Origin of the sequence: Microbacterium sp. M3 (assembly GCF_033548675.1) — a bacterium.
Classification (GTDB): domain Bacteria; phylum Actinomycetota; class Actinomycetes; order Actinomycetales; family Microbacteriaceae; genus Microbacterium; species Microbacterium arthrosphaerae.
This window is the reverse complement of sequence record NZ_JAWTZT010000002.1, coordinates 654092-681006: the sequence shown is the minus strand read 5'-3', so window position 1 is coordinate 681006 and position 26915 is coordinate 654092. Positions and strand designations below refer to the sequence as shown.

At 71.4% G+C, this 26915-nt stretch carries 29 protein-coding genes and 2 tRNA genes; 17 read left to right on the top strand and 14 right to left on the bottom strand.

Going from position 1 to position 26915, the window contains the following annotated elements; genetic code table 11:
* The first annotated feature begins 81 nt into the window (after positions 1-81).
* The 4 genes from R8Z57_RS08530 (at position 82) to R8Z57_RS08515 (ending at position 5229) form a co-directional block, all read left to right on the top strand.
* The gene (locus R8Z57_RS08530) at positions 82-1248 is read left to right on the top strand and encodes a cysteine desulfurase family protein (RefSeq protein ID WP_318353326.1); all 1167 of its coding nucleotides are present in this window, start codon (positions 82-84) and stop codon (positions 1246-1248) included.
* Positions 1249-1364: 116 nt separating this feature from the next.
* On the top strand, positions 1365-2462 hold the full coding sequence (gene mnmA, locus R8Z57_RS08525; RefSeq protein WP_318353325.1) for a tRNA 2-thiouridine(34) synthase MnmA: 1098 nt from the start codon (positions 1365-1367) through the stop codon (positions 2460-2462).
* A gap of 78 nt (positions 2463-2540) precedes the next feature.
* The gene (gene ligA / locus R8Z57_RS08520) at positions 2541-4913 is read left to right on the top strand and encodes an NAD-dependent DNA ligase LigA (protein WP_378722323.1); all 2373 of its coding nucleotides are present in this window, start codon (positions 2541-2543) and stop codon (positions 4911-4913) included.
* Positions 4914-4920: 7 nt separating this feature from the next.
* The gene (locus R8Z57_RS08515) at positions 4921-5229 is read left to right on the top strand and encodes a YciI family protein (protein WP_318353324.1); all 309 of its coding nucleotides are present in this window, start codon (positions 4921-4923) and stop codon (positions 5227-5229) included.
* Between the two features lie 3 nt (positions 5230-5232).
* Here R8Z57_RS08515 and R8Z57_RS08510 read toward each other — a convergent pair whose 3' ends face one another.
* The gene (locus R8Z57_RS08510) at positions 5233-6933 is read right to left on the bottom strand and encodes a long-chain-fatty-acid--CoA ligase (RefSeq protein WP_318353323.1); all 1701 of its coding nucleotides are present in this window, start codon (positions 6931-6933) and stop codon (positions 5233-5235) included.
* Between the two features lie 121 nt (positions 6934-7054).
* Between R8Z57_RS08510 and gatC the strand changes: the two genes are divergently transcribed.
* From gatC to R8Z57_RS08480, 6 genes are all read left to right on the top strand, one after another.
* Positions 7055-7354 carry an Asp-tRNA(Asn)/Glu-tRNA(Gln) amidotransferase subunit GatC gene (gene gatC, locus R8Z57_RS08505; protein ID WP_318353322.1) on the top strand — a complete coding sequence of 100 codons (300 nt, stop codon included), beginning with the start codon at positions 7055-7057 and terminating at the stop codon, positions 7352-7354.
* 9 nt (positions 7355-7363) lie between these two features.
* Positions 7364-8884 carry an Asp-tRNA(Asn)/Glu-tRNA(Gln) amidotransferase subunit GatA gene (gatA, locus tag R8Z57_RS08500; RefSeq protein WP_318353321.1) on the top strand — a complete coding sequence of 507 codons (1521 nt, stop codon included), beginning with the start codon at positions 7364-7366 and terminating at the stop codon, positions 8882-8884.
* Complete coding sequence (gene gatB / locus R8Z57_RS08495) at positions 8884-10407, top strand: Asp-tRNA(Asn)/Glu-tRNA(Gln) amidotransferase subunit GatB (RefSeq protein ID WP_318353320.1); 1524 nt, start codon at positions 8884-8886, stop codon at positions 10405-10407. Before gatA ends, gatB begins: the two co-directional genes overlap by 1 nt.
* A 98-nt stretch (positions 10408-10505) precedes the next feature.
* A complete protein-coding gene (dinB, locus tag R8Z57_RS08490) occupies positions 10506-11768 on the top strand; it encodes a DNA polymerase IV (protein WP_318353319.1) in 1263 nt (420 codons plus the stop codon).
* A 90-nt stretch (positions 11769-11858) separates the two neighbouring features.
* A complete protein-coding gene (locus R8Z57_RS08485) occupies positions 11859-12179 on the top strand; it encodes a hypothetical protein (RefSeq protein WP_318353318.1) in 321 nt (106 codons plus the stop codon).
* Positions 12154-12747, top strand: a complete 594-nt coding sequence (locus tag R8Z57_RS08480; protein WP_318353317.1) for a hypothetical protein — start codon at positions 12154-12156, stop codon at positions 12745-12747. Before R8Z57_RS08485 ends, R8Z57_RS08480 begins: the two co-directional genes overlap by 26 nt.
* A gap of 5 nt (positions 12748-12752) precedes the next feature.
* On the opposite strand, the gene R8Z57_RS08475 is transcribed toward R8Z57_RS08480, so the two are convergent.
* The 6 genes from R8Z57_RS08475 to R8Z57_RS08450 form a co-directional block, all read right to left on the bottom strand.
* Positions 12753-13247: a DUF2017 family protein gene (locus R8Z57_RS08475; RefSeq protein ID WP_318353316.1), complete on the bottom strand. Its 495-nt coding sequence runs from the start codon at positions 13245-13247 to the stop codon at positions 12753-12755.
* A complete protein-coding gene (gene clpS / locus R8Z57_RS08470) occupies positions 13244-13534 on the bottom strand; it encodes an ATP-dependent Clp protease adapter ClpS (protein ID WP_318353315.1) in 291 nt (96 codons plus the stop codon). The genes R8Z57_RS08475 and clpS overlap by 4 nt, the downstream gene beginning before the upstream one ends.
* An 8-nt stretch (positions 13535-13542) precedes the next feature.
* Positions 13543-13893 (bottom strand): metallopeptidase family protein, encoded by a 351-nt coding sequence (locus R8Z57_RS08465; RefSeq protein ID WP_318353314.1) that lies wholly within the window; start codon positions 13891-13893, stop codon positions 13543-13545.
* A 55-nt stretch (positions 13894-13948) separates the two neighbouring features.
* Positions 13949-14024 (bottom strand) — tRNA-His (locus tag R8Z57_RS08460).
* Positions 14025-14061: 37 nt separating this feature from the next.
* Positions 14062-14688: an oligoribonuclease gene (gene orn / locus R8Z57_RS08455; RefSeq protein WP_318353313.1), complete on the bottom strand. Its 627-nt coding sequence runs from the start codon at positions 14686-14688 to the stop codon at positions 14062-14064.
* A 77-nt stretch (positions 14689-14765) separates the two neighbouring features.
* Positions 14766-14838, bottom strand: a tRNA-Arg gene (locus R8Z57_RS08450).
* Positions 14839-14945: 107 nt separating this feature from the next.
* On the opposite strand from R8Z57_RS08450, the gene R8Z57_RS08445 reads away from it, so the two are divergent.
* Positions 14946-15158, top strand: coding sequence for a methyltransferase (locus R8Z57_RS08445; RefSeq protein ID WP_318353312.1), 213 nt, complete (start codon positions 14946-14948; stop codon positions 15156-15158).
* Between the two features lie 35 nt (positions 15159-15193).
* Here the strand turns inward: R8Z57_RS08445 and R8Z57_RS08440 are convergent, their stop codons facing one another.
* The gene (locus R8Z57_RS08440) at positions 15194-15802 is read right to left on the bottom strand and encodes a hypothetical protein (RefSeq protein WP_318353311.1); all 609 of its coding nucleotides are present in this window, start codon (positions 15800-15802) and stop codon (positions 15194-15196) included.
* A gap of 61 nt (positions 15803-15863) precedes the next feature.
* Here R8Z57_RS08440 and R8Z57_RS08435 point away from each other — a divergent pair, with 61 nt between their 5' ends.
* On the top strand, positions 15864-17288 hold the full coding sequence (locus R8Z57_RS08435; protein ID WP_318353310.1) for a PLP-dependent aminotransferase family protein: 1425 nt from the start codon (positions 15864-15866) through the stop codon (positions 17286-17288).
* 21 nt (positions 17289-17309) lie between these two features.
* Here R8Z57_RS08435 and R8Z57_RS08430 read toward each other — a convergent pair whose 3' ends face one another.
* Complete coding sequence (locus R8Z57_RS08430; RefSeq protein WP_318353309.1) at positions 17310-17570, bottom strand: hypothetical protein; 261 nt, start codon at positions 17568-17570, stop codon at positions 17310-17312.
* Between the two features lie 227 nt (positions 17571-17797).
* Here R8Z57_RS08430 and R8Z57_RS08425 point away from each other — a divergent pair, with 227 nt between their 5' ends.
* From R8Z57_RS08425 to R8Z57_RS08410, 4 genes are all read left to right on the top strand, one after another.
* Positions 17798-18340, top strand: coding sequence for a single-stranded DNA-binding protein (locus R8Z57_RS08425; protein ID WP_318353308.1), 543 nt, complete (start codon positions 17798-17800; stop codon positions 18338-18340).
* A gap of 245 nt (positions 18341-18585) precedes the next feature.
* Complete coding sequence (locus R8Z57_RS08420) at positions 18586-18915, top strand: DUF6993 domain-containing protein (protein WP_318353307.1); 330 nt, start codon at positions 18586-18588, stop codon at positions 18913-18915.
* A gap of 156 nt (positions 18916-19071) precedes the next feature.
* Complete coding sequence (gene ettA / locus R8Z57_RS08415) at positions 19072-20751, top strand: energy-dependent translational throttle protein EttA (RefSeq protein WP_318353306.1); 1680 nt, start codon at positions 19072-19074, stop codon at positions 20749-20751.
* A gap of 71 nt (positions 20752-20822) precedes the next feature.
* Complete coding sequence (locus R8Z57_RS08410) at positions 20823-21344, top strand: thioesterase family protein (protein ID WP_318353305.1); 522 nt, start codon at positions 20823-20825, stop codon at positions 21342-21344.
* 147 nt (positions 21345-21491) lie between these two features.
* Here R8Z57_RS08410 and R8Z57_RS08405 read toward each other — a convergent pair whose 3' ends face one another.
* Entirely contained in the window at positions 21492-22352 is an 861-nt protein-coding gene (locus tag R8Z57_RS08405) for an acyl-CoA thioesterase II (protein WP_318353577.1), read from the bottom strand.
* 111 nt (positions 22353-22463) lie between these two features.
* Between R8Z57_RS08405 and R8Z57_RS08400 the strand changes: the two genes are divergently transcribed.
* Positions 22464-23141, top strand: coding sequence for a hypothetical protein (locus tag R8Z57_RS08400; RefSeq protein WP_318353304.1), 678 nt, complete (start codon positions 22464-22466; stop codon positions 23139-23141).
* 18 nt (positions 23142-23159) lie between these two features.
* Here R8Z57_RS08400 and R8Z57_RS08395 read toward each other — a convergent pair whose 3' ends face one another.
* From R8Z57_RS08395 to R8Z57_RS08380, 4 genes are read right to left on the bottom strand one after another with little or no spacing between them, the layout of a single operon-like run.
* Complete coding sequence (locus tag R8Z57_RS08395; protein WP_318353303.1) at positions 23160-23579, bottom strand: GNAT family N-acetyltransferase; 420 nt, start codon at positions 23577-23579, stop codon at positions 23160-23162.
* Between the two features lie 2 nt (positions 23580-23581).
* Positions 23582-25246, bottom strand: a complete 1665-nt coding sequence (locus R8Z57_RS08390) for an FAD-binding dehydrogenase (RefSeq protein ID WP_318353302.1) — start codon at positions 25244-25246, stop codon at positions 23582-23584.
* Positions 25247-25286: 40 nt separating this feature from the next.
* Positions 25287-25799 carry a globin gene (locus R8Z57_RS08385; RefSeq protein WP_318353301.1) on the bottom strand — a complete coding sequence of 171 codons (513 nt, stop codon included), beginning with the start codon at positions 25797-25799 and terminating at the stop codon, positions 25287-25289.
* On the bottom strand, positions 25796-26911 hold the full coding sequence (locus R8Z57_RS08380; protein ID WP_318353300.1) for a mechanosensitive ion channel family protein: 1116 nt from the start codon (positions 26909-26911) through the stop codon (positions 25796-25798). The genes R8Z57_RS08385 and R8Z57_RS08380 overlap by 4 nt, the downstream gene beginning before the upstream one ends.
* Between the last annotated feature and the right edge of the window lie 4 nt (positions 26912-26915).

Below are 26915 nucleotides of genomic sequence, written 5' to 3'. Positions count from 1 at the left end.
GCACCGGGTCCCAGTGTGTGCGGCACTGGAGCGCAGGCCCCGTCATCGGCCCGCCGACATGGCGACAGCGAAGGAGTCCGGGTGCCGATCTATCTCGATCACGCCGCGACGACCCCGCTGCGCCCGGAAGCCAGGGACGCGTGGCTCGCCGCCACCGAGAGCGCGGGCAACGCCTCGTCGATCCACGGCGCCGGCCAGAGCGCCCGTCGCCTGCTCGAGGAGTCGCGCGAGCGATTGGCGGCCGTGGTCGATGCCGACCCCATCGAGGTCGTGTTCACCTCCGGGGGGACCGAAGCCGTGAACCTCGCGCTCAAGGGCCTGTGGTGGGCGCGGAGGACGGATGCCGCGACCGTCGTGCTGCCGGACGGCGAGCATCATGCGACCCTCGACGCGGTGTCGTGGCTCGAGACGCAGGGGGCGCGGGTTCGCCCCGTCGCCCTGGACGAGTGGGCGCGCATCCGGCCCGCGGCGTTCGCCGAGGCGCTGCCGGGCGGGGCGCTGGCCACGGCGCTCGTCGCGAACAACGAGGCCGGGACCGTCAACGACGCGCCGGCCCTCGCGGCGTCGGCCGCGGCGTCGGACGTGCCGCTGCACCTCGACGCGGTCGCCGCCTTCGGGCACGTGCCCGTGTCGTTCCGCCGGTGGCGCGGCGACGCGAGCGGGCGCTCGGGACTCGTCGCGATGAGCGTGTCGGCGCACAAGATCGGCGGTCCTGCCGGCGTCGGCTCGCTCGTCGTCTCCCGCTCGGCGGAGGTCTCCGCGCTCATCCACGGCGGTGGCCAGCAGCGGCGTCTGCGCGCCGGCACCGAAGACGTCGCGGGCGCGGCCGCCTTCGCCGTGGCGGCGGAGCTCGCGGCGGGCGAGCGCGAGGCCGAGGCCGCACGCCTCGGAGCCCTGCGAGACCGCCTGGTGCGCGGCATCCACGACACCATCCCCGGCGCGGAGCTGCTCGGCGATCCCGCCGACCGCGTGCCCGGCAACGCGCACGTGCTGTTCCCCGGAGCCTCCGGCGAGACCCTCCTGTTCCTCCTCGACCGCGCCGGCATCGCCGTGTCGACGGGGTCGGCCTGCCAGGCGGGCGTGCCCGAGCCGTCCCACGTCGTGCTCGCGATGGGGCGGACCGATGCCGAGGCCCGCCAGGTGCTGCGGTTCACGCTCGGGCGCACCACCGTCGACGGCGACGTCGCGGAGCTCCTCGCGGTGCTGCCCGGCGCGGTGGAGCGCGCACGCGCGGCGACGCGCCGCTGACGGCGGACGCGGCATCCGTCCCGCGTCGCTCGCGGCATGCGGGGCATCCGTCCCCCGTCGCTCGCGGGGCGCACGGCGTCCGGCCCGTGATCAGGCGGGGTTCGTAGACTGGGGTCATGCGGATTCTTGCGGCCATGAGCGGGGGAGTGGACTCCGCCGTCGCGGCGGCTCGGGCCGTGGAGGCGGGCCACGACGTCGTCGGCGTGCATCTGGCCCTCTCCCGCGCCGGCGGGACGCTGCGCACCGGAAGCCGGGGCTGCTGCACGATCGAGGACGCCATGGACGCGCGGCGGGCGGCGGATCGCCTGGGCATCCCGTTCTACGTGTGGGACTTCTCCGAGCGCTTCCGCGACGACGTCATCGACGACTTCGTGGCGGAGTACCGCGCGGGACGCACTCCGAACCCGTGCATGCGCTGCAACGAGAAGATCAAGTTCGCAGCTCTCCTGGAGCGCGCCATCGAGCTCGGCTTCGATGCGGTCTGCACCGGCCACTACGCCACCCTCGTCGAGGGTCCCGACGGGCTCGAGCTGCACCGGGCGTCGGACGCGGCGAAGGACCAGTCGTACGTGCTGGGCGTCCTGAACGCGGAGCAGCTCGCGCACACCTACTTCCCGCTGGGTGCGACGCCGTCGAAGGCGCTCGTCCGCGCGGAGGCCGAGATCCGCGGCCTGACGGTGGCGCAGAAGCCCGACAGCCACGACATCTGCTTCATCCCTGACGGCGACACGCGCGGCTGGCTCGCCGAGAAGGTCGGCGCCGCGCAGGGTGACATCGTCGACCGGGCCGGGGCGGTGGTGGGCACGCACGACGGCGCTCACGCCTTCACCGTCGGCCAGCGCCGGGGCCTCCAGCTCGGCGTCCCCGCGCCGGACGGCAAGCCGCGGTTCGTGCTCGAGGTGCGGCCGGTGTCGAACACGGTCGTGGTGGGCCCCAAGGAGGCGCTTGCGACCGCCGAGATCTCGGGCGGGCGATACTCGTGGGCGGGGCGTCCGCAGCCCCCCGGCGACTTCGCGTGCCACGTGCAGATCCGTGCCCATGCCGACCCGGTGCCGGCGATCGCCACGCTCGTCGACGGCGCGCTGACGGTGGTGCCGGAGACGCCGTTCGACGGCGTGGCGCCGGGGCAGACGGCGGTCCTCTACGACGGCACGCGTGTGATCGGCCAGTTCACGATCGACCGCACGGTCTCCGCCGTGCCCGCCGAGGCCTGACGGCGGCGAAGGGATGCCGCGTCCCGGCGCGTCCGGGAGTCCCCCTGCGCTGTCGCACCCCGCTCCTAGACTGGCGGGGTGACGGATGAGCTCGCTACGCCAGGTCCTGCTGCGGTCGACGAGGCCCCGGGACTTCCCGCCGACGCCGGACTGGAGGCGTCGCGGACCGAGGCGCGGGAGCTGACCGAGCGGATCCTCGACGCGCGGGACGCCTATTACGGCCGCAACGCCGAGATCGTCGACGATGCGACCTACGACGCCTGGATGCGGCGGCTCGAAGAGCTCGAGCGCCTGCACCCCGAGCTGCAGGGGCAGGACTCGCCGACGCTGACCGTCGGCGCGGCCGAGAGCTCGATGTTCGCCCCGGTCGAGCACGCCGAGCGCATGCTCAGCCTCGACAACGTGTTCAGCCTCGACGAGCTGCGCGAGTGGTGCCTCAAGGCCGAGACCGCTGCCGGCCGCCGCGTGCGCTGGCTCACCGAGCTGAAGATCGACGGGCTCGCGATCAGCCTCCGCTACGAGCGCGGGGTGCTCACGTCGGCGGCGACCCGCGGGGACGGCCGCACCGGCGAGGACGTGACGATCAACGCCATCCGCGTCGCAGGCATCCCGCAGCGGCTGGCGGGCACCGGCCACCCCGACCTCGTCGAGGTCCGCGGCGAGGTGTTCATCCCCGTCGCGGCATTCGAGCGACTCAACGCCCTGCAGGCCGACATGCGCGACCGCGCGGTCGCCGAGACGCGGGCGCGCAGCCGGGCGTTCGACGAGGCCAAGGCGCGACTGAGCGCGGAGCGGCGCTTCCCGTCTTTCGCGAATCCGCGGAACGCGGCGTCGGGCGGGCTGCGCCAGCAGCTCGACAAGAAGGACGGCCTCGAGCGCGAGGCCGGTCAGGCCCGCCTGGACTCGCTGCGGCTGTTCGTGCACGGCATCGGCGCGTGGAGCAGGCCGCCGGTCGACTCGCAGAGCGAGACGTACGGACTGCTCGCCGAGTGGGGGCTTCCGACCAGCCCGTACTTCCGCACCGCCGACGACATCGAGGGGGTGCTCGACTTCGTGGCCCACTACGGCGAGCACCGCCACGACGTGGAGCACGAGATCGACGGCGTGGTGGTCAAGGTCGACGAGCTCGCCCTCCACGACGAGCTCGGCGCGACGAGCCGCGCGCCACGGTGGGCGATCGCGTACAAGTACCCGCCCGAGCAGGTGAACACGAAGCTGCTCGACATCGTGGTCTCGGTCGGACGCACCGGTCGCGCGACGCCCTTCGCCGTGATGGCGCCGGCGCGCGTCGCCGGATCCGTCGTCCGGCAGGCGACGCTGCACAACCAGGACGTCGTGCGCGCCAAGGGCGTGCTGATCGGCGACACCGTGGTGCTGCGCAAGGCGGGCGACGTCATCCCCGAGGTGCTCGGGCCGGTGGTCGAGCTGCGCGACGGCTCGGAGCGCGAGTTCGTGATGCCCGCCGACTGCCCCGAGTGCGGGTCGCCTCTGGCGCCCGCGAAGGAGGGCGACATCGACCTCCGCTGCCCGAACACGCGAGCATGCCCCGCTCAGGTGCGCGGCCGCGTCGAGCACATCGGCTCCCGCGGCGCGCTCGACATCGAGGCGCTCGGCGAGGTAACGGCGGCGGCGCTGACGCAGCCCTCGGTGCCCGAACGGCCGCCGCTCGAGACCGAGGCGGGCCTGTTCGATCTGACCCTCGAGCAGCTCGTGCCGATCGAGGTCGTGGTGCGGGACGCCGAGACCGGCGAGCCCCGGATCGATGAGAAGACGGGGGAGGTCGTGCGCCGTGCGCCCTTCCGGCGCCATCCGTCTCCGGCCGAGAAGAAGGCCGGTGTGACCGCACCGCAGCCCTCGGCCCAGGCGCTCACCCTCATCGATCAGCTCGAGCGTGCCAAGACGAAGGATCTCTGGCGCTTCCTCGTCGCTCTGAACATCCGTCATGTCGGTCCGGTCGCGGCACGCGCCCTGGCCCAGTGGTTCGGGTCGGTCGAGGCGATCCGCGCGGCGTCCCGCGACGAGCTCGCCGGCGTCGAAGGCGTGGGCGGCATCATCGCGGACTCGCTCCTGGACTGGTTCGAAATCGACTGGCATCGCGACATCGTCGACCGATGGGCCGCCGCCGGCGCACAGCTGGCCACGCCCGGGCACCCGGGTCCCGGCGCCGCGGTCACAGCGGGCGGCGTGCTGGACGGCCTCACGGTCGTCGCGACCGGCTCGCTCGAGGGATACAGCCGGGAGGGCGCCCAGGAGGCGATCCTGAAGGCCGGCGGCAAGGCGGCTTCCAGCGTCTCGAAGAAGACGGATTTCGTCGCGGCCGGGCCCGGTGCCGGTTCGAAGCTCGCGAAGGCGGAGGAACTCGGCATCCGCATCCTCGACGCCGCCCAGTTCCACATCCTCGTCACCGAGGGTCCCGAGGCCCTCGACGCGCTGGCGCCCGATGCGGGGTGACCCGATCGTGTCGCAGTGGCTGTATCGCATCGAGCCCTCTCGTCCTGAGATGGTCGCCGACGCGACGCCGGAGGAGCAGAAGATCGTCGCGGCCCACTTCGACTACCTGGTCGCGCTGCGCGACCGGGGAGCGCTGATCCTCGCCGGGCGCACACAGGAGACGGAGGGCACCTTCGGCATTACCGTCTTCGAGGCAGCCGACGAGTCTTCGGCTCGCGCGGTGATGGAGTCCGCCCCCGCCGTCGCGGCCGGCGTCTTCCGCGCCACGCTCCACGCCTATCGCATCGCGGTCGCCCGCGACGGACTGGAGGAGTGACTCTCAGGCTCCCGAGTTGAGGGTGAGGAGCCGGTCGCGCACCTGGCGGCGGAGCACCTTGCCGATGAGGGACTTGGGCAGCTCGTCGACCACGTAGATGCGGCGCGGGACCTTGTAGGGGGTGAGGATGCCGCGGGCGAACTCGCGGACCGCCTCGACATCGACGTCCTGGCCCGGTGAGACGACGATCGCCGCGACCACCTCCTCGCCGGAATGCTCGCTCGGGAGGCCGACGACCGCGGCGTCCTCGACGTGCGGATGCTGGCGCAGCGCGTTCTCGACCTCGGTCGGGGCCACGTTGAACCCGCCCGTGATGATGAGCTCCTTGATGCGGTCGACGATGCGCACGAAGCCGGCCTCGTCGATCGTGACGATGTCGCCGGTGCGGAACCACCCGTCGGCGAAGACGGCCTCGGTCTCTTCGGGCTTGCCGTAGTAGCCGCCGAACACCTGCGGGCCACGCACCACCAGCTCGCCCCGCTCGCCCGCGGGGACGTCCTGCGTCGGGTCGTCAGGATCCACGACGCGGCACTCGGTGCCGGGCAGCGGCAGACCGACGGTGCCGGGAACCCGGTTGTCGGCCACCGGGTTGGCCATCAGCACCGGTGAGCACTCGCTGAGCCCGTAGCCCTCGACCAGGAAGCCGCCGGAGGCGGCTTCGAACGGCACGGCGAGTTCGTGGGGCAGGGCCATGGCGCCCGAGATCGCGACCTCGGTGCCGGCGAGGGAGACGCCCTTCTCGCGCGCCGCCTTGAGGAGGCGATCGGCGATGGGCGGCACGAGGGGCAGGAAGGTGGCCGGGTGCTTCTTGGTCACGTCCAGCACCATGTCGGGATCGAACCGCGGGAAGAGCACCAGGCGCGCGCCCATCGACATCGCGAACGTCAGGCACAGCGTGAGCCCGTACGCATGGAACATCGGCAGCACGGCGTAGACGACGCAGCCGTCACCCCGGACGATCGAGGGCACCCATGCGCGCGCCTGCGCCGCGTTCGAGAGCAGATTGCGATGCGTCAGCGCCGCACCCTTCGGGGTGCCCGTCGTCCCGCTCGTGTACTGGATCAGTGCCAGGTCGTCGGTTCCCGGTCGCGGGTGGGATGCCGGGAGCGCGGCCGCTCCGACGACCGTCTCCCACGGCACGGTTCCCGACACCCGCTCGCTCAGCGCCTCGCGCGCTTCGCGTGCCTTCTTGAGGGGAAGCGTCAGGGCGAGCCGTGTGCCGAACGGCATCGCCTTGATCACCTCCACCGACACGAGATTGGTGACGGCGAGGTCCGCGGGGAAGTCCTGGACGGTCTTCACGACCTTGGTCCACACGATCGCGTGCTTGGCGCCGTGGTCCTCGAATTGCTTGCGGAGCTCTCGCGGCGTGTAGAGCGGGTTGTGCTCGACGACCACGGCCCCCAGTCGCAGGATCGCGTAGAACGCGACGATGTGCTGCGGGCAGTTGGGCAGCACGATCGCCACGGGATCGCCGGCCTTCACGCCGAGGTCGCGGAGCCCTGCCGCCGCACGCTCGATCTGCTCGTGGAGCGAGCGATACGACGTCTCGCGCCCGAAGAACTGCAGCGCGGGGGCATCGGGGTAGTCCCGCGCCGACGCGTCCACGATGTCGACGAGCGATCCCGTGACGGGTGCGAGGTCCTGCGGCACCCCCTCGGCGTAGCTGGCGATCCAGGGGCGAGGCGGGTCGTACGTCGTCACGGCCGACAGCCTACGCCGGGCGCGAGCATCGCCACCGGCGTGTCGCGGTGCGGCGCCGCAACACCTCCCAGGGTCGCCTCCCCGCCGCGGGCGGACGCGCGCGCCCGTCTAAACTGTCCGGGTGTCTGAAATCACTCCCGATCTCGTGCGCCATCTCGGTGTGCTCGCCCGGATCCAGCTGAGCGACGGCGAGGTCGAGCGCCTCACCGGCCAGCTCGACGCGATCGTCGACAACATCGCCAAGGTCTCCGAGGTCGCCACGCCCGACGTCGCCGCCACCAGCCACCCGATCGCCCTCGAGAACGTCTTCCGCTCCGACGTCCCCGGCGACCTGCTGACGCCCGCGCAGGTGCTGCAGAACGCACCGGACTCCGCGGACGGCCGATTCCGGGTGACAGCGATCCTCGGCGAAGAGCAGTAAGGGGCCCCCGTGACCGATCTCACGAAGCTGAGCGCTGCCGCGCTCGCAGACAAGCTGACCGCCGGCGAGGCGTCGAGCGTGGAGGCCACGCAGGCCCACCTCGACCGCATCGCCGCGGTGGACGCCGACGTGCACGCGTTCCTGCACGTCAGCGCGCACGCGCTCGACGTCGCGGCCGACATCGACCGCCGCCGAGCGGGCGGCGAGGACCTCGGCCCGCTCGCGGGTGTGCCGCTGGCCATCAAGGACGTGCTCGTCACGACCGACATGCCCTCCACGAGCGGGTCGAAGATCCTCGAGGGCTACATGTCGCCCTACGACGCGACGGTGGTCGCCCGGTCGCGCGCGGCCGGCATGGTGCCCCTCGGCAAGACCAACATGGACGAGTTCGCCATGGGGTCCTCGACGGAGCACTCGGCCTACGGTCCTACCCGCAACCCGTGGGACCTGACCCGCATCCCGGGTGGCTCGGGCGGTGGATCCGCCGCGGCGGTCGCGGCTTTCGAGGCGCCGCTCGCGCTCGGCTCCGACACCGGCGGCTCGATCCGTCAGCCCGCCCACGTGACGGGAACCGTCGGCATCAAGCCCACGTACGGCGGCGTGAGCAGGTACGGCGCGATCGCGCTGGCCTCCAGCCTCGACCAGGTCGGTCCCGTCACCCGCACGGTCCTCGACGCGGGTCTGCTCCACGACGCGATCGGCGGGCATGACCCGCACGACTCGACGTCCCTCGCTCACGAGTGGCCGTCGTTCGCCGCGGCCGCGCGCGAGGGCGCCACCGGTCAGGTGCTCAAGGGCCTCAAGGTCGGCGTGATCCGCGAACTCCCCGACAGCGGCTTCCAGGCCGGTGTGTCGGAGTCGTTCCGCGCGGCGCTGGCCACTATGGAGGCGCAGGGCGCCGAGATCGTCGAGATCAGCGCGCCGCACTTCGAGTACGGCGTCGCGGCGTATTACCTCATCCTCCCGGCCGAGGCATCCAGCAATCTGGCCAAGTTCGACTCGGTGCGCTTCGGGCTCCGCGTCGACGTGCCCGGCGGCACGGTGGAGGACGTCATGGCGGCCACGCGCGACGCCGGCTTCGGCGACGAGGTCAAGCGCCGCATCGTCCTCGGCACCTACGCACTGTCGGCCGGTTACTACGACGCGTACTACGGCTCGGCGCAGAAGGTGCGCACGCTCATCCAGCGCGACTTCGCGGAGGCCTTCGCCCAGGTCGACGTCATCGCCACGCCGTCGGCGCCCACCACCGCGTTCCGGCTGGGGGAGAAGATCGACGACCCGCTGCAGATGTACCTGAATGACGTGACGACCATCCCGGCGAACCTCGCCGGCGTGCCCGGCATCTCGATCCCTTCGGGGCTCGCCGCCGAGGACGGCCTTCCCGTCGGCATCCAGTTCCTGGCGCCGGCGTATGAGGACGCGCGCCTGTACCGGGTGGGAGCGGCGCTGGAGTCGCTGCTCGTCGATTCCTGGGGCGGTCCGCTCCTCGACCGGGCCCCGGCCCTCGGCACGAACGGAGGCGGCCGCTGATGGCGAAGGACAAGCTGATGGACTTCGACAAGGCGCTCGAGCTGTTCGAGCCCGTGCTCGGCTTCGAGGTGCACGTCGAGCTCAACACCGAGACCAAGATGTTCTCAGCGGCGGCCAACCCGGCCCACTCGGCGAACCACGGTGCCGAGCCCAACACGCTGGTCGCGCCGGTCGACATGGGTCTGCCCGGCGCCCTCCCGGTGGTCAACGAGACCGCGGTGCGGTACTCGATCAGCCTGGGCCTGGCGCTGGGCTGCTCCATCGCGCCGTCGAGCCGGTTCGCGCGCAAGAACTACTTCTACCCCGATCTCGGCAAGAACTATCAGATCTCGCAGTACGACGAGCCGATCGCGTTCGAAGGCTCGGTCGACATCGAGCTGACCGACGGATCGATCGTGACGGTGCCGATCGAGCGCGCGCACATGGAGGAGGATGCCGGCAAGCTCACGCACGTCGGCGGCTCGACCGGGCGGATCCAGGGCGCCGAGTACTCGCTGGTGGACTACAACCGCGCGGGCGTCCCGCTCGTCGAGATCGTGACCAAGCCGATCTTCGGCGCCGAGCACCGTGCGCCCGAGATCGCGAAGGCGTACGTCGCGACGATCCGTGACATCGTGATCGCGCTCGGCATCTCGGAGGCGCGGATGGAGCGCGGCAACCTCCGCTGCGACGCCAACGTCTCACTGCGCCCCCGCGGCCAGGAGAAGCTCGGCATCCGCACCGAGACGAAGAACGTGAACTCGATGCGGTCCGTCGAGCGTGCGGTCCGCTACGAGATCCAGCGGCAGGCGGCCATTCTGGCCGAGGGCGGCACGATCACGCAGGAGACCCGCCACTGGCACGAGGACACCGGCACCACGTCACCCGGCCGCCCCAAGTCGGACGCCGACGACTACCGGTACTTCCCCGAGCCGGACCTTCTTCCGGTCGCCCCGTCCGCCGAGCTCATCGAGCAGCTGCGCGCCGCTCTTCCCGAGCCGCCCGCGGCGCGTCGTCGCCGCCTGAAGGACGACTGGGGCTTCAGCGACATCGACTTCCAGGGCGTCGTGAACGCGGGGCTGCTGGCCGAGGTCGAGGCGACCATCGCCGCCGGCGCGTCGCCCGCGGCCGCGCGCAAGTGGTGGACGGGCGAGCTCCTGCGCATCGCGAACGCCGAGGGCAGGGAACCCGCCGAGCTCGTCGAGCCGGCGACGGTGGCCGAGCTGCAGGCGCTCGTCGACGCCGGCACGCTGACCGACAAGCTCGCCCGCCAGGTGCTCGAAGGGGTCATCGCCGGCGAGGGCACGCCGCAGCAGGTGGTCGACGCGCGCGGCCTCGCGGTCGTCTCGGACGACGGGGCGCTGATCGCGGCCATCGACGAGGCGCTCGCCTCGCAGCCCGACGTGCTCGCCAAGATCCGCGACGGCAAGGTGCAGGCCGCCGGGGCGGTCATCGGCGCCGTCATGAAGGCGATGAAGGGTCAGGCGGATGCCGCGCGCGTGCGCGAGCTGATCCTCGAGCGCGCGGCGGCCGCCGACGCGTAGACCTGGAGCCGCGCACCGATCGACGGCGCGAGGAGGGCGGCCCCGTCGGGGGCGCCCCTCCTCGCGCCGTGTCGGAACCTCGTGGAAGGATCGGGACCATGGGGCGCGGTGACGGATCGGGCCGCCTGGTGTCGCCGGCGGAGGCCGATGACAACGGCACCGGCATCCTCCACGTCGACATGGACGCGTTCTACGCGTCCGTCGAACAGCTGGACGATCCGTCGCTGCGCGGCAGGGCCATCATCATCGGCGCACCCGAGAGCCGGTCGGTCGTCTCCAGCGCCTCATACGAGGCGCGTCGCTTCGGCGTGCGGTCCGCGATGCCCGTCGGCCAGGCCATGAGACTGTGTCCCACGGCGATCGTGGTGCCTCCCCACTTCGAGCGCTACCTCGAGATGTCCTCGCGCGTGATGCACATCTTCCGCGAGGTGACGCCGCTCGTCGAGCCGCTCTCGATCGACGAGGCGTTCCTCGACGTGCGAGGCGCCCGCCGGCTGTGGGGGAGCCCGGGTCGGATCGCGCGGATGCTGCGGCAGCGGGTCGTCGATGAGACCGGCCTCACGTGCAGCGTGGGCGTCGCCGCGACCAAGCACGTCGCCAAGATGGCCTCTACCCTCAGCAAACCCGACGGTCTGCTCATCGTGGCCGCGGCCGACACCGCGGCATTCCTCGGGCCGCGCTCGGTGCGGGCGCTGTGGGGCGTCGGGCCCAAAGCCTCCGAGGCGCTCGAGAGCCGCGGCATCCGCACCATCGCCGACATCCTCGAGGCGCCGCGGGACGTGCTCGACCGCGCGCTGGGCCCGGCGATGGGGGACCGCGTGTGGCACCTCGCGCGCGGACTGGATGCCCGCGAGGTCGACACGGAGCGCGTCGAGAAGAGCGTCGGGCACGAAGAGACCTTCCACGAAGACATCGCCGATACGGCGATCCTGCGTTCGGAGCTGCGGCGGCTCGCCGACCGTGTCGGCGCGCGCCTGCGCGGCAGCGGCTGGGAGGCGTCGACGGTGGCGATCAAGGTGCGCTTCGCCGACTTCACGACGATCTCGCGGTCGCAGACCCTGTCGGAGCCGACGGCCGTCGGCCAGCGGATCGGGGATGCCGCGCACGACCTCTTCCGATCCGTCGACCGCTCTCTTCCCGTGCGCCTGATCGGCGTGCGTGCCGAGCGCCTGCGCCCTGCCGGCTCGTCCGCGCCGACGCTGTGGGACGACGACGAGGGCTGGCGGCGCATCGAGGACGCGCTCGACGGGGCCACTGCGCGCTTCGGGCGCGGGGCGGTCACGCGTGCGACTCTTCTCGGCGCTCGAGGCGGCGGAACGCTGCCATCCAGCCCACCCGCCCCGCGCCCCGATCCCGGCTGACCCCTTCGATCCGACAGCTGAGGCGGGGCAACGGCGCCCAGCTGGAGTCGGCGGGTGCGCGCGAGGCCGCGCGCCCGCTACCGTTGACCCATGCCCAACATCGCACTCGAACTCGGCAAGCAGTCCGCGGCCCTCGGCGTGAACAGCGCCTACGGCGAGCAGCAGGATGTCGACGGCGTCCGCATGATCCCGGTCGCGCTGACGTGGTCGGGATTCGGCGGCGGATCCGACGAGGCCGGAAACGGCGCCGGCGGCGGCGGTGGTTGGGCGATCCCGGTCGGGGCGTACATCCGCCGCGGCGACGACCTGCGCTTCGAGCCGAACGTCATCGCGCTGCTCACTGTCGCCGTGCCCTTCGTCTTCTTCGCCGGCCGCGCGCTCAGCCGTGTCATCCGCGCCCTCAAGAAGTAGCCAGGACGCAGTCGGCTCCTCCCTGGCGCAGGCGGTCGCGCAGATCGCGGCCGCGGTCGCCGGGGTCGCGGCATCCAACCCCGTCGTCCTGATCGACGGACGCAGCGGCGCCGGCAAGTCGTCGGTCGCACGCGCCCTCGTGGCACGGTGGCCGCTCCGGGGACGCGTGCAGCTCGTCGCACTGGACTCGATCTACCCGGGGTGGGACGGACTCGAAGCCGGAGTGGAGATCGTGCGGGAGTCGATCCTCATCCCTCACGCGCGCGGGGTGATCGGCGTCTGGCAGCGCTGGGACTGGACCGTCGGCGCGTCCGCAGAGGCTCACGCCGTCGACCCGTCGCTGCCGCTCATCGTCGAGGGATCGGGCCTGCTGACGGACGCGACGGCTCGGCTCGGTGACGTGCGGGTGTGGCTGGAGTCTCCGCCGTCCTCGCGCAAGGAGCGTGCGCTGACGCGCGACGGCGACACGTACCGACCCCACTGGGAGCGATGGGCCCGTCAGGAGCAGCGGCACGTCGAGCGTGACGACCCGGTCGACCGCGCGACCCACGTCTTTCGCGTTCCGTGACCTGATCAGTGCGCGTCGTCGACGGCGGCGACGAGTCCGTCCAGGCGGAATCCCAGCCAGTCGTAGATGCCGAACCGCGGATCTTCCGAGTCATGGTCGTCGACCTCGGTGATTCCCAGCCGCGTCGCGAGCACCAGCCGGACCGCGGCGAGCGTGCGCAGCCACGCGCGCGCCTGTTCGGGCTGCAGCCGGATCTCGACCAGCTCGCGGAGCGCGGGGTCGTCGGGGTCATCGGAGATCTGCGCTGCCTCGTGCAGGCTGGCGAGCACGACGGCCGCATCGGCGCTCCGCCGCTCCAGCAGATCCGAGCGGGTCAGCGCACGGAACTCCTCGGCCGCAGCCTCGTCGTCGTGGTACGCCGGCGGCGCCAGCCGCGCGAGCGCCGGGTCGTCGTCCTGCGGCGCCGACTCGTCGATCAGCTCGCTGAACTGGCCCACCAGTCCTGAGAGGTGCGCCGCCTCGAGGCGCGCCAGCTCCATGACCACGATCCGCTCGCTCATTGCGGCACCTTCCGCACGGTGGCCCACAGTCCGTAGTCGTGCATCGCCTGCGCGTGAAGCTCCATCTGCTCCCGCGCGCCCTGGGCGACGACGGCGTGTCCGTCGTTGTGCACCGCCAGCATGAGGCGCTCGGCGACCGGGCGGGGCAGCCCGAAGTACTCGCGGAACACGTGCGTGACGTAGCTCATGAGATTGACGGGGTCGTCCCAGACCACCGTCTGCCAGGGCTGGTCGGGTTCCACGCGCAGCGCCTGGTCGAGCTCCTCGTCGACGGAAGGCGTTGCCATCGGCGTCATCAGGCCCACCCCAGCTCGTGCAGCCGGTCGTCGTCGATGCCGTAGAAGTGCGCGATCTCGTGGACCAGCGTCGTGTGGACCTCGTCGCGCAGCTCGTCGTCTCCGTCGCACGCGGCCAGGTGGGGCTCGCGATAGACGATGATGCGGTCGGGGAGCTCGCCGACGCCGTAGCGCTCGCGCTCCGTGAGCGCCCAGCCGTCGTAGAGACCGAGCAGATCCAGGCTGCCGTCCTCGGGACGGTCTTCGACGACGAAGACGACGTTGTCGAGGCCCTCCACCATGTCGTCGGGGAGCGCATCCAGCTCGTCGATCACCAGCTGCTCGAACGTCGCGGCATCCATCTCCATCATGATGCCTCGATCAGACGCGAATGGGGCGCGATGCGCGCGCCCCATCCGGTCGAAATGGGGTGAGTAACGGGACTTGAACCCGCGACCCCCTGGACCACAACCAGGTGCTCTACCAACTGAGCTATACCCACCATGTCTCCCGCCTGCGCGGGCAACCAGACGATTCTCTCACACCTCGGGAGCAAACGACGACACGGCAGCAGCGGCCGCGGCGCGTGCCCCGTCGCTGGTCGGTCCGGGGTCGGGCACGAACACCGCCTGGCGGTAATACGCCAGTTCGCGGATGGATTCCAGGATGTCGGCGAGGGCGCGGTGGCCGCCGTCCTTCGCCGGGGCGTGGATGTAGGCCCGCGGGTACCAGCGGCGGGCGAGCTCCTTGATGCTCGACACGTCGACGTTGCGATAGTGCAGCCAGCGATCCACGCGCGGCATGTACTTCGCGATGAACATGCGATCGGTGCCGATGGTGTTGCCGGCGAGCGGCGCCTTGCCCTCGAGCGGGACGAAGCGCTGGATGTACTCCAGCACCTGGAACTCGGCATCCGCGAGGCTCACGCCGTGGGGGATCTCTTCGAGCAGGCCCGACGTGCGATGCATGTTCGTGACGAACTCGTTCATGTTGGCCAGCGCGGAGTCGTCCGGCTTGATCACGACCGCGAAGCCGGGATCGAGTGGTCGCAGTTCGAAGTCGGTGACGACCACGGCGATCTCGACCAGCTCGTCGACCCCCAGGTCGAGCCCCGTCATCTCGCAGTCGATCCACACCAGACGATCGTTCTCGGATGCCCCCACCATGTGCTCCATCCTTGTGAAAGGTCCAGACATCCCACGGGCCTGGACGCAGGTTCCGACTCCCACGCCGGAACCCGGTGCCCCTCCGGGAGGATTCGAACCCCCGACCTGGCGGGTAGAAACCGCTCGCTCTGTCCCCTGAGCTACGGAGGGATGGGTGCTCTCACCCTACCGGGTCGTGCCGCATGGCCGCGGATGCTGGCAAAACCGCGCGCGCGGGCGTAGCGTCGGCGAAGGAGGCATCGAGAGGAGTTCTACAGATGAGCACCACGGAGACGCACCACCCCCTCTGGGTCGCGTACGGCGCGTCAGGGGTCGCCGGCAGCATCCGCAAGGACGATGACGGCTACACCGTGACGATGGCGGGCGCCGACCAGGCGGCGGGCACCTATCCGTCGATGGAGATCGCGAAGAGCGCCCTCCACTCGCGCATGGCACCGGGGAGCGATTGGCCGCTGTTCCGCGAGCACTGAGGGACCCGCAGGGCGAACCCGGCGGTGGCATCGGGTCAGGCGGGCGTCTCGGTGACGACCGGAGCAGGCCTGCGGCGTGTGTCGAGCAGCGGCAGTGCGATGTGCACGAGCGGGCCGATCAGCACCGCGAACAGGACCGTGCCGATGCCCACCGTTCCGCCGAGCATCCACCCCACGAGGAGAACCGACACCTCCACGAGGGCTCGGCAGGTCCAGATCGGCCAGCCGAGCCGGGAGTTCATGCCGGTCATCAGCCCGTCGCGCGGCCCCGGTCCGAAGTGCGCGCCGATGTAGAGGCCGGATGCCAGGGCCACGAGCACGATCCCGCCGAGGAGTGTGGCGGACTGCGCCAGCCATCCGCTCACCGGCGGGAAGACTGCCAGCACCAGCTGCATGCTCGTGCCGACGAGGAGGATGTTGGCCACGGTGCCGACACCGGGCTTCTGTCGCAGCGGGATCCACAGGAGGAGGACGAAGAAGCCGACGAGGTTCGTGATCCAGCCGATGCCGATACCGGTGCGGACGGAGAGCCCCTGGGCGAACACGGTCCACGGATCCACGCCGAGACCGGCCTGGATCGTCAGCGCGCAGCCGGCGCCATAGAGGAAGAGACCGACGAGCAGCTGGGCGATCCTGCGGGGCATATGCCCATCCAATCGCAAGATTGGCCCGTACCGGGCAGGCCAATGCCGATACGCTGGCCTCATGGATTCACGAATGTCCGCGCGGGCGCTGGCCGCGGCCGTCGGAGGCTGGCGCACGCGGGAGCCGGCGTACGAAGCACTGGCCGACAGCATCCGGCTGCTCTGCCTGGACAATCGGCTCGCCCCGCGGACCGCCTTGCCGGCGGAGCGGGAGCTCTCAGCCGCGCTCCACATCAGCCGGAGCACCGTCGCCGCCGCCTACCGGAGCCTGCGCGACACCGGCCACATCTCGAGCCTTCGCGGGTCCGGCAGTGTGACGCTGCCCTTGGGCCGACGTGATCCCGGCCGGATGGATCCCACCGACGGGATGATCGATCTGCAGCAGGCGAGCCCGCCGGCGTGGCCCGGTCTCGCCGGCCTCATGGCGGAGGTCGGTGCGTCGGCCTCGGCGCTCGTCTCGCGAGTCGGATATGACGTGCTGGGTCGCATCGAGCTGCGTGAGGCGATCGCCCGCCGGTACACGGAGCGCGGGATCGCCACCGATCCCGGCGAGGTGCTGGTCACGACCGGCGCGCAGAGCGCGATCCACCTGGTCTCGTCGGTGCTCATCGGTCGCGGCGATCGCGTGCTCGTCGAGACTCCCACCTATCCGCACGCGGTGGACGCGCTGCGTCGCGCCGGGGCGCGTCTCGTGGGCGTCCCCGTGACCGCCGGGGAGGGATGGGACACCGACCGCGCCGAGCAGGCGTTCGGCCGCACGCTTCCGGTGATGGCGTACCTGATGCCGGACTTCCAGAACCCGACGGGGCGCAGCATGACAGACGTCGAGCGCAGCGTCTTCCTCGCCGCCGGTGAGCGGGCGGGGTCGGTACTGGTGCTGGACGAGACCACGGCCGACCTCGACATCGACCGCGGACGCCTCGCACCCGGCTTCGACGGCGCCGAGCCCGGCACGGTCGTGCGGATCGGCTCGCTCGGCAAGACCGTGTGGGGCGGGCTGCGGCTGGGGTGGGTGCGGGCGGACGGCGACCTCATCCGGCGCCTGGTCGCGGCGCGCCCGACCCATGACCTGGGGACGCCCGAGTTCGAGCAGGCGCTGGCGACCCGCCTGCTCACCCGGTTCGACGACGTCGTCGCCCAGCGGTCGCACCTCCTGCGCGAGGGTCGGGACGCCGTCGTGGCCTCGGTGCAGCGACACCTGCCCGCATGGCACCTCCCCGAGACGCCGGGAGGGGTCTCGCTCTGGATCGGGCTGGATGCCGCGCTCAGCTCGGCGCTGGTGATGGAGGCGCGGGCCCGAGGGGTGCTCCTGACCGCCGGCCCGAGGTTCTCGGTGGACGGTGGCCACGACCGCCACCTGCGCCTGCCCTTCACCGGACCGCCGGACGAGATGGACCGAGCGGCGCGCGTCCTCGCTGACGCGTGGACGTCGGTGAGGGCGGGCGCCAGGGTGTCGTTGGCGGAGCCGGCCGGTGCCGTGATCTGAGCGCCGGATCGCTGCGTCGCCTCATCGCGTGAACCTCAGGCAATCGATCGCATCGTCGATGTTCCAGAAGTCCCCTAGATCGCGGAAGGCATGCGTCGCCGCGTGAAACCTCCGCGCGCGGAAGCGGACGCCTGCGGCGTTGGCGATCTCCTGCAGATGGCCGACGACCAGCCCGCGCGCGTCGAGGACCCGCCAGAGGGACGGCGCGGCCGGCGTCAGTCGTAGGCGCGTGCCTGCGGCGAGGGCGGGAATGAGCGGGAGCTCGTCGTGATCCTGGATCATGTCATCCTCCTTCGCTCGAAGATATGTACGACCTCCGACATCGCGGCGGCGGCAGATGCCCGCTCCTCCACAGCACCCCCGGGCCGCAAGTCATCCCCAGATCGGGGCCTCCGGTGTCTCGAGCGAGCCCGTGCTCGCAAGGCTGAGAGGACCGCCGGCGCCTTCATCGGGCACGGGGCGCCGGCGGTACCCGGGGACGGTCCTCGGAAGCGACGAAAGGATGAGACATGAGCGACACCGGCGACACCATCACCATCACCGGGAACGTGGCCAGCGACCCCGAGTTCAAGCGCACGGCAGCCGGCGTGGCGATCACGACGTTCCGCGTGGCCAGCGGCCGGCGCAAGTACGACCGCGACGCCGGCACCTGGGCGGATTCGGGAACCAACTGGTACACCGTCTCGGTCTTCCGCTCGCTGGCGGATCACGCGTACCGCTCGCTGCAAAAGGGCGATCGCGTGCTGCTCACCGGTCGCCTCCGCCTGCGCGAATGGGACAACGGCACCCGGCGGGGGATCGCCGTCGAGATCGACGCCGACGCCATCGGCCACGATCTGCTGTGGGGAACCACCACGTTCGTCAAGGACGCCCGCGGGTCGGCCGACTCCGCCTCCCACGTGACGCCCCCGTCCACGACGGATTCCTGGGCGGCGCCCGGCCTCGACAGCTCGGGCGAGGTGGCTGCCACGGTCGACGAGACCCAGGCGCCGATGCTCGTGGCCGTCGGCGGGGGCGATCCGAGCGGCGAGATCGGCGACACTCCCTTCTGAGGCGTCTCGGCGCGTGCGGAGGTCGACGGCCCTAAACTCTCCCCGTGCGCCGCGACCCTTCGATCCGTTCCCGACCGGACAGCCTGCGTCGACGGGCGGCCGCCGTCGCGGGAGCTTCAGCGCTCGCTGTCGTCCTCGCGGCGTGCACGCCGGACGCCCCTGAGGCGACACCCGCACCGTCGACGAGCCGGGAGGCCACCGGAGACGCGAGTCCCACCTCTGCGCCGACCGCGCCGGCGGCCCCGGTGCTGGTGCCGGAAGGCTCCGCCAGCGACAATCTGCCGCTGTTCCAGACCGTCACGGTCACGGTGTGGGACTCGGAGAACCGCGCGTCCGGTCGCGCGTACGTGGATGCCCTCGTCGGCGCGGGGTTCGACAAAGCGGCCATGCAGGTCACCGAGGACCGGTCGACGGTGGGCAATCCCGCGGAGAGCATCCAGTTCTCGGTCCGCTGGGGCGACGAGTGCCTCGTGGGCCAGGTCGGTCCGGCGACCGGGGAGCCGGTGGCCGTAGTGGTACCGGTGCTCGCCGAGGGCACCTGCCTCGTCGGACAGACCCGCCCGATCGACTGGTGAGTCCGGACGGCGCGTCGCCGACGCAGCCGGCCACTCGCGTCACGGCGCGTCGCCGACGCACCCGGCCACTCGCGTCACGGCCCGCTCACGCCCGTCGGGCCGACGGCCGGTAGGCTGGGACGCTGACGTCTGAAGTCCAAGGAGAACAGAACCCGCATGGCTGAGTACATCTACTCGATGGTCCGCGCCCGCAAGTCGGTCGGAGACAAGCTGATCCTCGACGACGTCACCATGGCGTTCCTCCCGGGGGCGAAGATCGGCATGGTCGGTCCGAACGGCGCCGGCAAGTCGACGATCCTCAAGATCATGGCGGGCCTCGACACGCCGTCGAACGGCGAGGCCAAGCTGAGCCCCGGGTTCACCGTCGGGATCCTGATGCAGGAACCCGAGCTCGACGAGACCAAGACGGTGCTGGAGAACATTCAGGACGGCATCGCCATTAAGGCGAAGGTCGATCGCTTCAACGAGATCTCCGGGCTCATGGCCGACCCGGACGCCGACTTCGACGCCCTGCTCGCCGAGATGGGGGTCCTCCAGGAGGAGATCGACGCGGCCGACGCCTGGGACCTCGACTCCCAGCTCGAGCAGGCGATGGACGCGCTGCGCACGCCTCCGGGCGACGCCCAGATCGGCCCGCTGTCCGGCGGAGAGAAGCGCCGCGTCGCCCTCACGAAGCTGCTGCTTCAGAAGCCCGACCTGCTGCTCCTCGACGAGCCCACCAACCACCTCGACGCCGAGAGCGTGCTGTGGCTCGAGCAGCACCTGCAGAAGTACCCCGGCGCCGTGATCGCGATCACCCACGACCGGTACTTCCTCGACAACGTCGCGGAGTGGATCGCCGAGGTGGACCGCGGCCGCCTCATCGGCTACGAGGGCAACTACTCGACCTACCTGGAGAAGAAGGCGGAGCGCCTCGCGATCCAGGGCAAGAAGGACGCGAAGCTCGCCAAGCGTCTCGCCGAGGAGCTGGACTGGGTCCGCTCGAACGCGAAAGGCCGTCAGGCGAAGTCGAAGGCCCGCCTGGCCCGCTACGAGGAGATGGCGGCAGAGGCCGACCGCACCCGGAAGCTGGACTTCGAGGAGATCACGATCCCGCCGGGGCCGCGTCTGGGCAACGTCGTGATCGAGGCGAAGAAGCTGCAGAAGGGCTTCGACGGCCGTTCGCTCATCGACGGACTGACCTTCAGCCTGCCGCCGAACGGCATCGTCGGCGTCATCGGCCCCAACGGCGTCGGCAAGACCACGCTGTTCAAGACGATCGTCGGGCTCGAGCCCCTCGACGGTGGCGATCTGAAGATCGGCGAGACGGTCAAGATCAGCTACGTCGACCAGTCGCGCGCCAGCATCGATCCGAACAAGACCCTGTGGGAGGTCGTATCGGACGGGCTCGACATCATCACAGTGGGCAAGACCGAGATCCCCTCCCGCGCGTACGTCTCGAAGTTCGGCTTCAAGGGACCCGACCAGCAGAAGAAGGCCGGTGTGCTCTCAGGCGGTGAGCGCAACCGCCTGAACCTCGCCCTGACGCTCAAGGAGGGCGGCAACCTGCTGCTCCTCGACGAGCCGACCAACGACCTCGACGTCGAGACGCTGCAGTCGCTGGAGAACGCGCTCCTCGAGTTCCCCGGCTGCGCCGTGGTGATCACGCACGACCGGTGGTTCCTCGACCGCATCGCGACGCACATCCTCGCGTACGAGGGCACCGACGAGGACCCCGACCAGTGGTACTGGTTCGAGGGCAACTTCGAGGCGTACGAGGCGAACAAGATCGAGCGTCTGGGCGCCGAGGCGGCGCGCCCCCACCGCACCGCCTACCGCAAGCTCACGCGCGATTGATTCGAAGGCACCGAGCCCGCTCGAATGCCGGGACGATGCGGGCGTGTTGACGAGCGAAGCGAGGAGCACACGTGACTGACAGCACGGGTGCGGCGGCCGCGCCCCTCGGAGGCGGCCGCCGCCTCCACATCCCGATTCACCTCCGGTGGGGCGATCTCGACGCGTTCAATCACGTCAACAACACCTCGATGCTCAAACTCCTCGAGGAAGCCCGCGTGCGCGCTTTCTGGCTGCCGGAGGCGGGTGAGGACGCTCCCGACACCGCGGTGCTCGACTCCAGCATCTTCAGCGGCATGCTGACGCTCATCGCGCGACAGGAGATCGAGTACTTCGCACCGGTGCCGTACCAGCGGCATCCGCTGGACGTGCAGATGTGGTTCGGGAAGCTGGGCGGCTCGAGCATCGAGGTCTGCTACGAGGTGCGCACGGCCCCCGAGAGCGCCGACGCCGGACGCACTCTCTACGCTCGAGCCACGACGGTGATCGTGAAGGTGGATGCCGAGACCGGCCGCCCGATGCGCCTCAGCGCCGCCGAGCGCGCCGCGTGGCAGCCGTACGTCGGCGAGCCGCTCGCCTACGCGCATCGGCGCTGAGGGGACCCGACGACGCTGCCCGGCACCCGGCGTTGACGGGTACCCGGCGCCGGGCGTTGACGGGGCACCGGGCACCCGGCGTTGATGGGCACCCGGCGCCGCTGAACGCCACCGTCGCGCCGCGGAGTCGCCGCCCTGACCGACCGCTCAGCGACCGGCGGCGTCCTCGTCCGGGATGCGGACCATGATCTCCTGCGCCACACTCGCGAGCAGGGTGCCGTCGGCGGCGTAGATGCGGCCGGTCGCGAGCCCGCGGCCACCGCGGGCACTCGGCGACTCCTGGACGTACAGCATCCACTCGTCGACGCGCCCGAAGCGGTGCCACCACATGGCGTGGTCGAGGCTGGCCACCTTGAGGCCGCGCGTGGACCAGGCGACGCCGTGAGCGCGCAGGATCGACTCCTGAATCGTCAGGTCGCTCAGGTAGGCGAGGGCCGCGCGGTGGATCGCGGGATCGTCGGGGATCTGGCGCCGGACCCGCATCCAGACCGCCTGCCGCGGAACCCGCTCACCCTCGACCGTGAGGTAGATGGGGGAGGGGATGTGCCGGAGGTCGACCGGCCGATCGGTGAACAGCCGCTTCGACATCGGATGCAGCCCCTGCAGGTGCGCTTCGATGTCGGGGAGCTCGTCGGGGCCGGGGACGTCGCCGGGCATGGGCGCCTGGTGGTCGACACCGGGGTCCTCGTCCTGGAACGACGCGATCATCGAGAAGATCGGCACCCCCTCCTGGAAGGCCTGGGTCCGCCGGGTCGAGAACGATCGGCCGTCGTGGATCCGGTCGACCGCGAACGTGATCCCCTTGGCAGAGTCCCCGGGGCGGAGGAAGTAGCCGTGCATCGAGTGGACGTTGCGGTCCTCGGGGATCGTGCGCGATGCGGCGACGATCGATTGCGCGAGCACCTGGCCGCCGTAGACCCGCCCGAGGGGCATCGACTGCGACGTTCCGGTGAAGATGTCCTCCGTGGTGCGGGCGTCCGATTCGCTGAGGTCGATCACCGACAGCATCGAGGCGACGGGATCGGGCTCCGGCTCGGCCTCGGCGTTCGGCTCAGCGTCCACAGGTGCTCCTCTCCGGCGCGACGGCCGCCCGTCGGTCCGCTTGGTAGCTTAGGGGCGATGTCTCCGCGCCTGCTGCTCGCCGATCCCGACTCCGCCTCCGACGCCCTCACCTTTGCCGGGCGCGCGGCGCGCTTCACGGTCGAAGGTGTGCGCCTCCAGGCCTCCGGCGGCATCCTGGCGATGACGGCGGCGGCTCTTGCGCCGCGGGGCTTCGGCGACCCGACCCCGACGGTGCTGGCACTGCGCACTCTCGCCGCCGATCCCGAGCTCGTCTGCGACCTCGTGGTCGAGGCATCCGCCCTCGTGCCGGCTCCCGACGACCGCCGGGCGATCCTCCTCCCCGAGACGGCCCTCTCACCGGCGTGGGCCGGCATCACACCGCCGCGCAGCGGGTGGGAAGCCCGCCCCGGCATCGAGGCCACGGCTCTCGCCGCGAAGGCCCAGGGCGGTATCGCGCGCGTGGCCGACACGGTGCCCACGGATTCGGGCGAGGACGTCGTGCGCACGGTCCGCGCGGCCGTATGGGGCGCCCCCGATCCGGAGCTCGGCGGGCTGCCGCTGGGGGTGGCGTTCGCCGCGCTGAGCCTCGGCTTCATCAGCGGCAGCGAGACCGCGCGTGTGCTCGTGAACGGCCCCTGGACCCGCGTCAGCCTCGCGCGCGGCCACGTGCTGGTGCGCGGACCGGTGGCGACCGGTCTCACTCCGGTCCGTCGGACGGGGACCTCCGCGAACTGACGCCCGTTCCGCGCGGCTTCACGCGCCGTGCGGCGCGACGATGCGGAACATGCCGGTCATGTCGCCTGCGGCGAATCCCCGCGACCGGTAGAGCGCGTCGCCCTCCGGCGTCGCGAAGAGGCCGACGAAGGCATCGGAGGGCGCCTGTGCGGCGACCTGATCGAGCAGTCGGTCCAGGAGCGCCGTGCCGAGTCCGTGGCCCTGCGCCGCCGGAACGACGGCGAGGTCCTGCACGTAGAAGTACTTCACGCCGTCGCCCACCAATCGGCCCATCCCCACGGCCACGCCGTTCTGCAGCGCGACGACACCGGCGATGGAACCCGCCAGCGACGCGCCGATCGTGTCCCAGTCGAAAGCGTGGGTCCATCCGACGGCCTCGGCGATCGCGCGGTGCTCGGCCGGCGTCGGGATCCGGTCTGCGAGCTCGATGGCGGGCATCGTCAGAGCGCGGCTGCCGCGGCGCGGCCGGCGACCCGCCCGGAGAACAGGCATCCGCCGACGAACGTGCCCTCCAGCGCGCGGTAGCCGTGGACGCCGCCGCCGCCGAATCCGCTCGCCTCGCCCGCCGCGTAGAGGCCGCTCACCGGCTCGCCGCCCGCGCCCAGCGCGCGCGCCGACAGGTCGGTCTCGATGCCCCCGAGCGACTTCCGGGTGAGCACGTGGAGCTTCACCGCGATGAGCGGGCCCGACTGCGGGTCGAGGATGCGGTGAGGACTGGCGGTGCGGATGAGGCGGTCGCCGCGGAACGCGCGCGCGGAGCGGAGCATGGCGATCTGCGCGTCCTTGGTGAAGTCGTTGTCGACCTCGCGGTCCCGTGCTTCGATCTCGAACCGGACGCGCTCTGCGTCCAGGGCCTCGCCGCCCGGAAGCGCCTGCATGCCCGCGATGAGGTCGTCGAGGGTGTCGCGCACGACGAAGTCCGAACCGCGGTCCATGAACGCCTGCACCGGCCCCGACGCGCCCTTGCCGAGCCGGGACTTCGCCAGCAGCCGCACGTCCTTGCCGGTCAGGTCGGGGTTCTGCTCGCTCCCCGACAGCGTGAACTCCTTCTCGATGATCTTCTGCGAGAGCACGAACCACGAGTGGTCGTACCCGGTTCCGCGCAGATGTGCGAGCGTGCCGAGCGTGTCGAATCCCGGGAAGAGCGGGACGGGCAGACGGGTGCCGGTCGCGTCGAGCCAGACCGAGGAGGGACCGGGGAGGATCCGGATGCCGTGATCCGGCCAGACCGGATCCCAGTTCTGGATGCCCTCGACGTAGTGCCACATGCGGTCGCCGTTGATGAGGCGGGCGCCGGCCGCGGCGCTGACGGGCTGCATCGACCCGTCCACGTAGGCGGGCACGCCGGTGACCATGGTCGCCGGGGGAGTTCCCAGTCGCTCGGGCCACCACTGCCGGACGAGATCGTGGTTGCCGCCGATCCCGCCCGAGGCGACGATCGTCGCGCCGGCGGTCACCGTGAACTCGTCGACGACCTCGCGCGAGCTGGCAGCCCCTCGCGCGGCGCCCGACGGCGCCAGCACGTCGCCGGTCGCGCCGGTGACGACGCCGTCCACGACGCTCAACGCCGTCACGCGATGCCGGGGGAGGATCGTCACCCGGCCGTCGGCCTCGCCCGCCTCGACGGCCGCCTGGAAGGGCGCCACGATGCCGGGGCCGGTGCCCCAGGTGATGTGGAAGCGGGGAACCGAGTTGCCCGGGCCGGTCGCCGTGTAGCCGCCGCGCTCCGCCCAGCCCACGATCGGGAAGAACCCGACGCCCTTCTCGCGCAGCCACGAGCGCTTCTCCTCGTGGGCGAACTGCAGATACGCCTCGGCCCAGCGGCGGGGCCACAGGTCTTCCTCGCGGTCGAACCCGGCGTTGCCGAACCAGTCCTGCCGCGCGAGCTCGAGCGAGTCGCGGATGCCGAGGCGTCGCTGCTCGGGGGAGTCGACGAAGAAGAGCCCGCCGAACGACCACCACGCCTGCCCGCCGAGGTTCGAGCGCGGCTCCTGATCCAGGATCGTGACGCGCTTCCCGGCGGCGACGGCCTCCGACGCGGCGACGAGGCCGGCAAGGCCCCAGCCGATCACGAGGACGTCGGTGTGGTGGACGGCGGCGGGCATGGCGACTCCTTCGTCGGCGAGGGTGGGGGATCAGGCTGAGTCAGCGAGGGGGATCGGTGTCGGCGGGCGGCGCCGCCGTGACGGGGAGGGATGCCGCGGCCCTGGCTCCGGCCGCGGGTCCGATGCCCGACGGCTGGAACGTGTTCACCATGGCATAGGCGGCCCGCTGCAGGTAGTCCCAGAGCGTCGCCTCATGCAGCGGCGGGAGCTGGAGCTCGTCCAGCGCGACCCGCATGTGCGCGAGCCAGCGGTCGCGGGCGTCGGGGTCGACGTGGAAGGCGGCATGACGCATCCGCAGCCGCGGGTGGCCGCGCTCCTGGCTGTACGTGGTCGGACCGCCCCAGTACTGCGCGAGGAAGAGCGTGAGGCGCTCCTTCGCGGGGCCGAGGTCCTCCTCGGGGTACATCGGCCGCAGCACGTCGTCGTCGGCGACGCCGCGGTAGAACGCGTCGACGAGCCGGACGAACGTCTCGTGCCCGCCCACCTCGTCGTAGAAGCTGAGCGGGACGGCCCCCGCGGCCGTCTCGGCGGCGGGCTGCTGCTCATCGGTCATGGGGTTCCTCCTGAGGCGCCGTCGGTGGACGCACCGTCCCCGCCCGCCCCGGGCGCCTTCTTGCTCGGGCGCTTGGGCTTCCACACCGGCCGTTCGACCGCCGGCGGCACCGGGTTCGGCTTGGTCTTCGGGGGATTCGCGCCCCGGACGCGCTGCGCTCCCTCGATCCCCGAGGGCATGACGGCGGTGAGTGCGGGCAGCGTGATGCCCATCTCGTCGATGCTGTGCTTGAGTCGCATGCGCAGCTCTCGTGCGACGTCGTCCTTCGCGTTCGCGCGTGTCTTCATCACCAGGCGGATGACGAGCGCGTCGCCGGAGATGGACTCCAGGCCCCAGACCTCGGGCTGCTCGAGGATGCGCGTGCGCCACTTCGGGTCCTTCGCGAGGCCCTTCGCGGTGTCGAGCATCGTGCGCTCCACCTCGTCGATGTCGGAGTCGACGGCCACCGAGAGATCGATGATGACGCGCGACCAGCCCTGAGAAAGGTTGCCGATCCGTGTGATCTCGCCGTTGCGGACGTACCAGAGGGTGCCGTTGACGTCGCGCACGTGCGTCACGCGCACGCTGACGTACTCGACGATGCCGGTGGCGAGGCCGAGATCCACGACGTCGCCGATGCCGACCTGGTCCTCGGCGACGATGAAGATGCCGTTGAGCACGTCCTTGACGATGTTCTGGGCACCGAAGCCGAGGCCGGCGCCGACGGCCGCCGTGAGCAGCGTCAGCGAGCCGAGCGCCGTAGGCGCGAGGACGTTGATGATCAGCAGCATCGCGATCACGACGATCGTCACGTTCACGACGTTGTGGAGGATCGAGCCGAGCGTCCGCGTGCGCTGCACGAGGCGCACGGAGGCCAGGGGTGATCGCTCGAGTGCCTGCGTGTCGTCGACGTTGGCCTTCGACTTGGCGCCGTTGACGATCCGGTTCACCACGCGGCGGAGTACGAACTTCAGGATCCACGCGAGGAGGAATGCGCCGACGATGATGCCGGCCACCGCAAGAAGATTCCAGCCCGCCTTCACGAAGAACTCGCCGATGCCCTTCCACAGCTCCGCGTCTGTCAGATCGGGGGCATCGGGAGGCGGCGTGGTCGCAAGGGGGGCGCTGATCATCGTG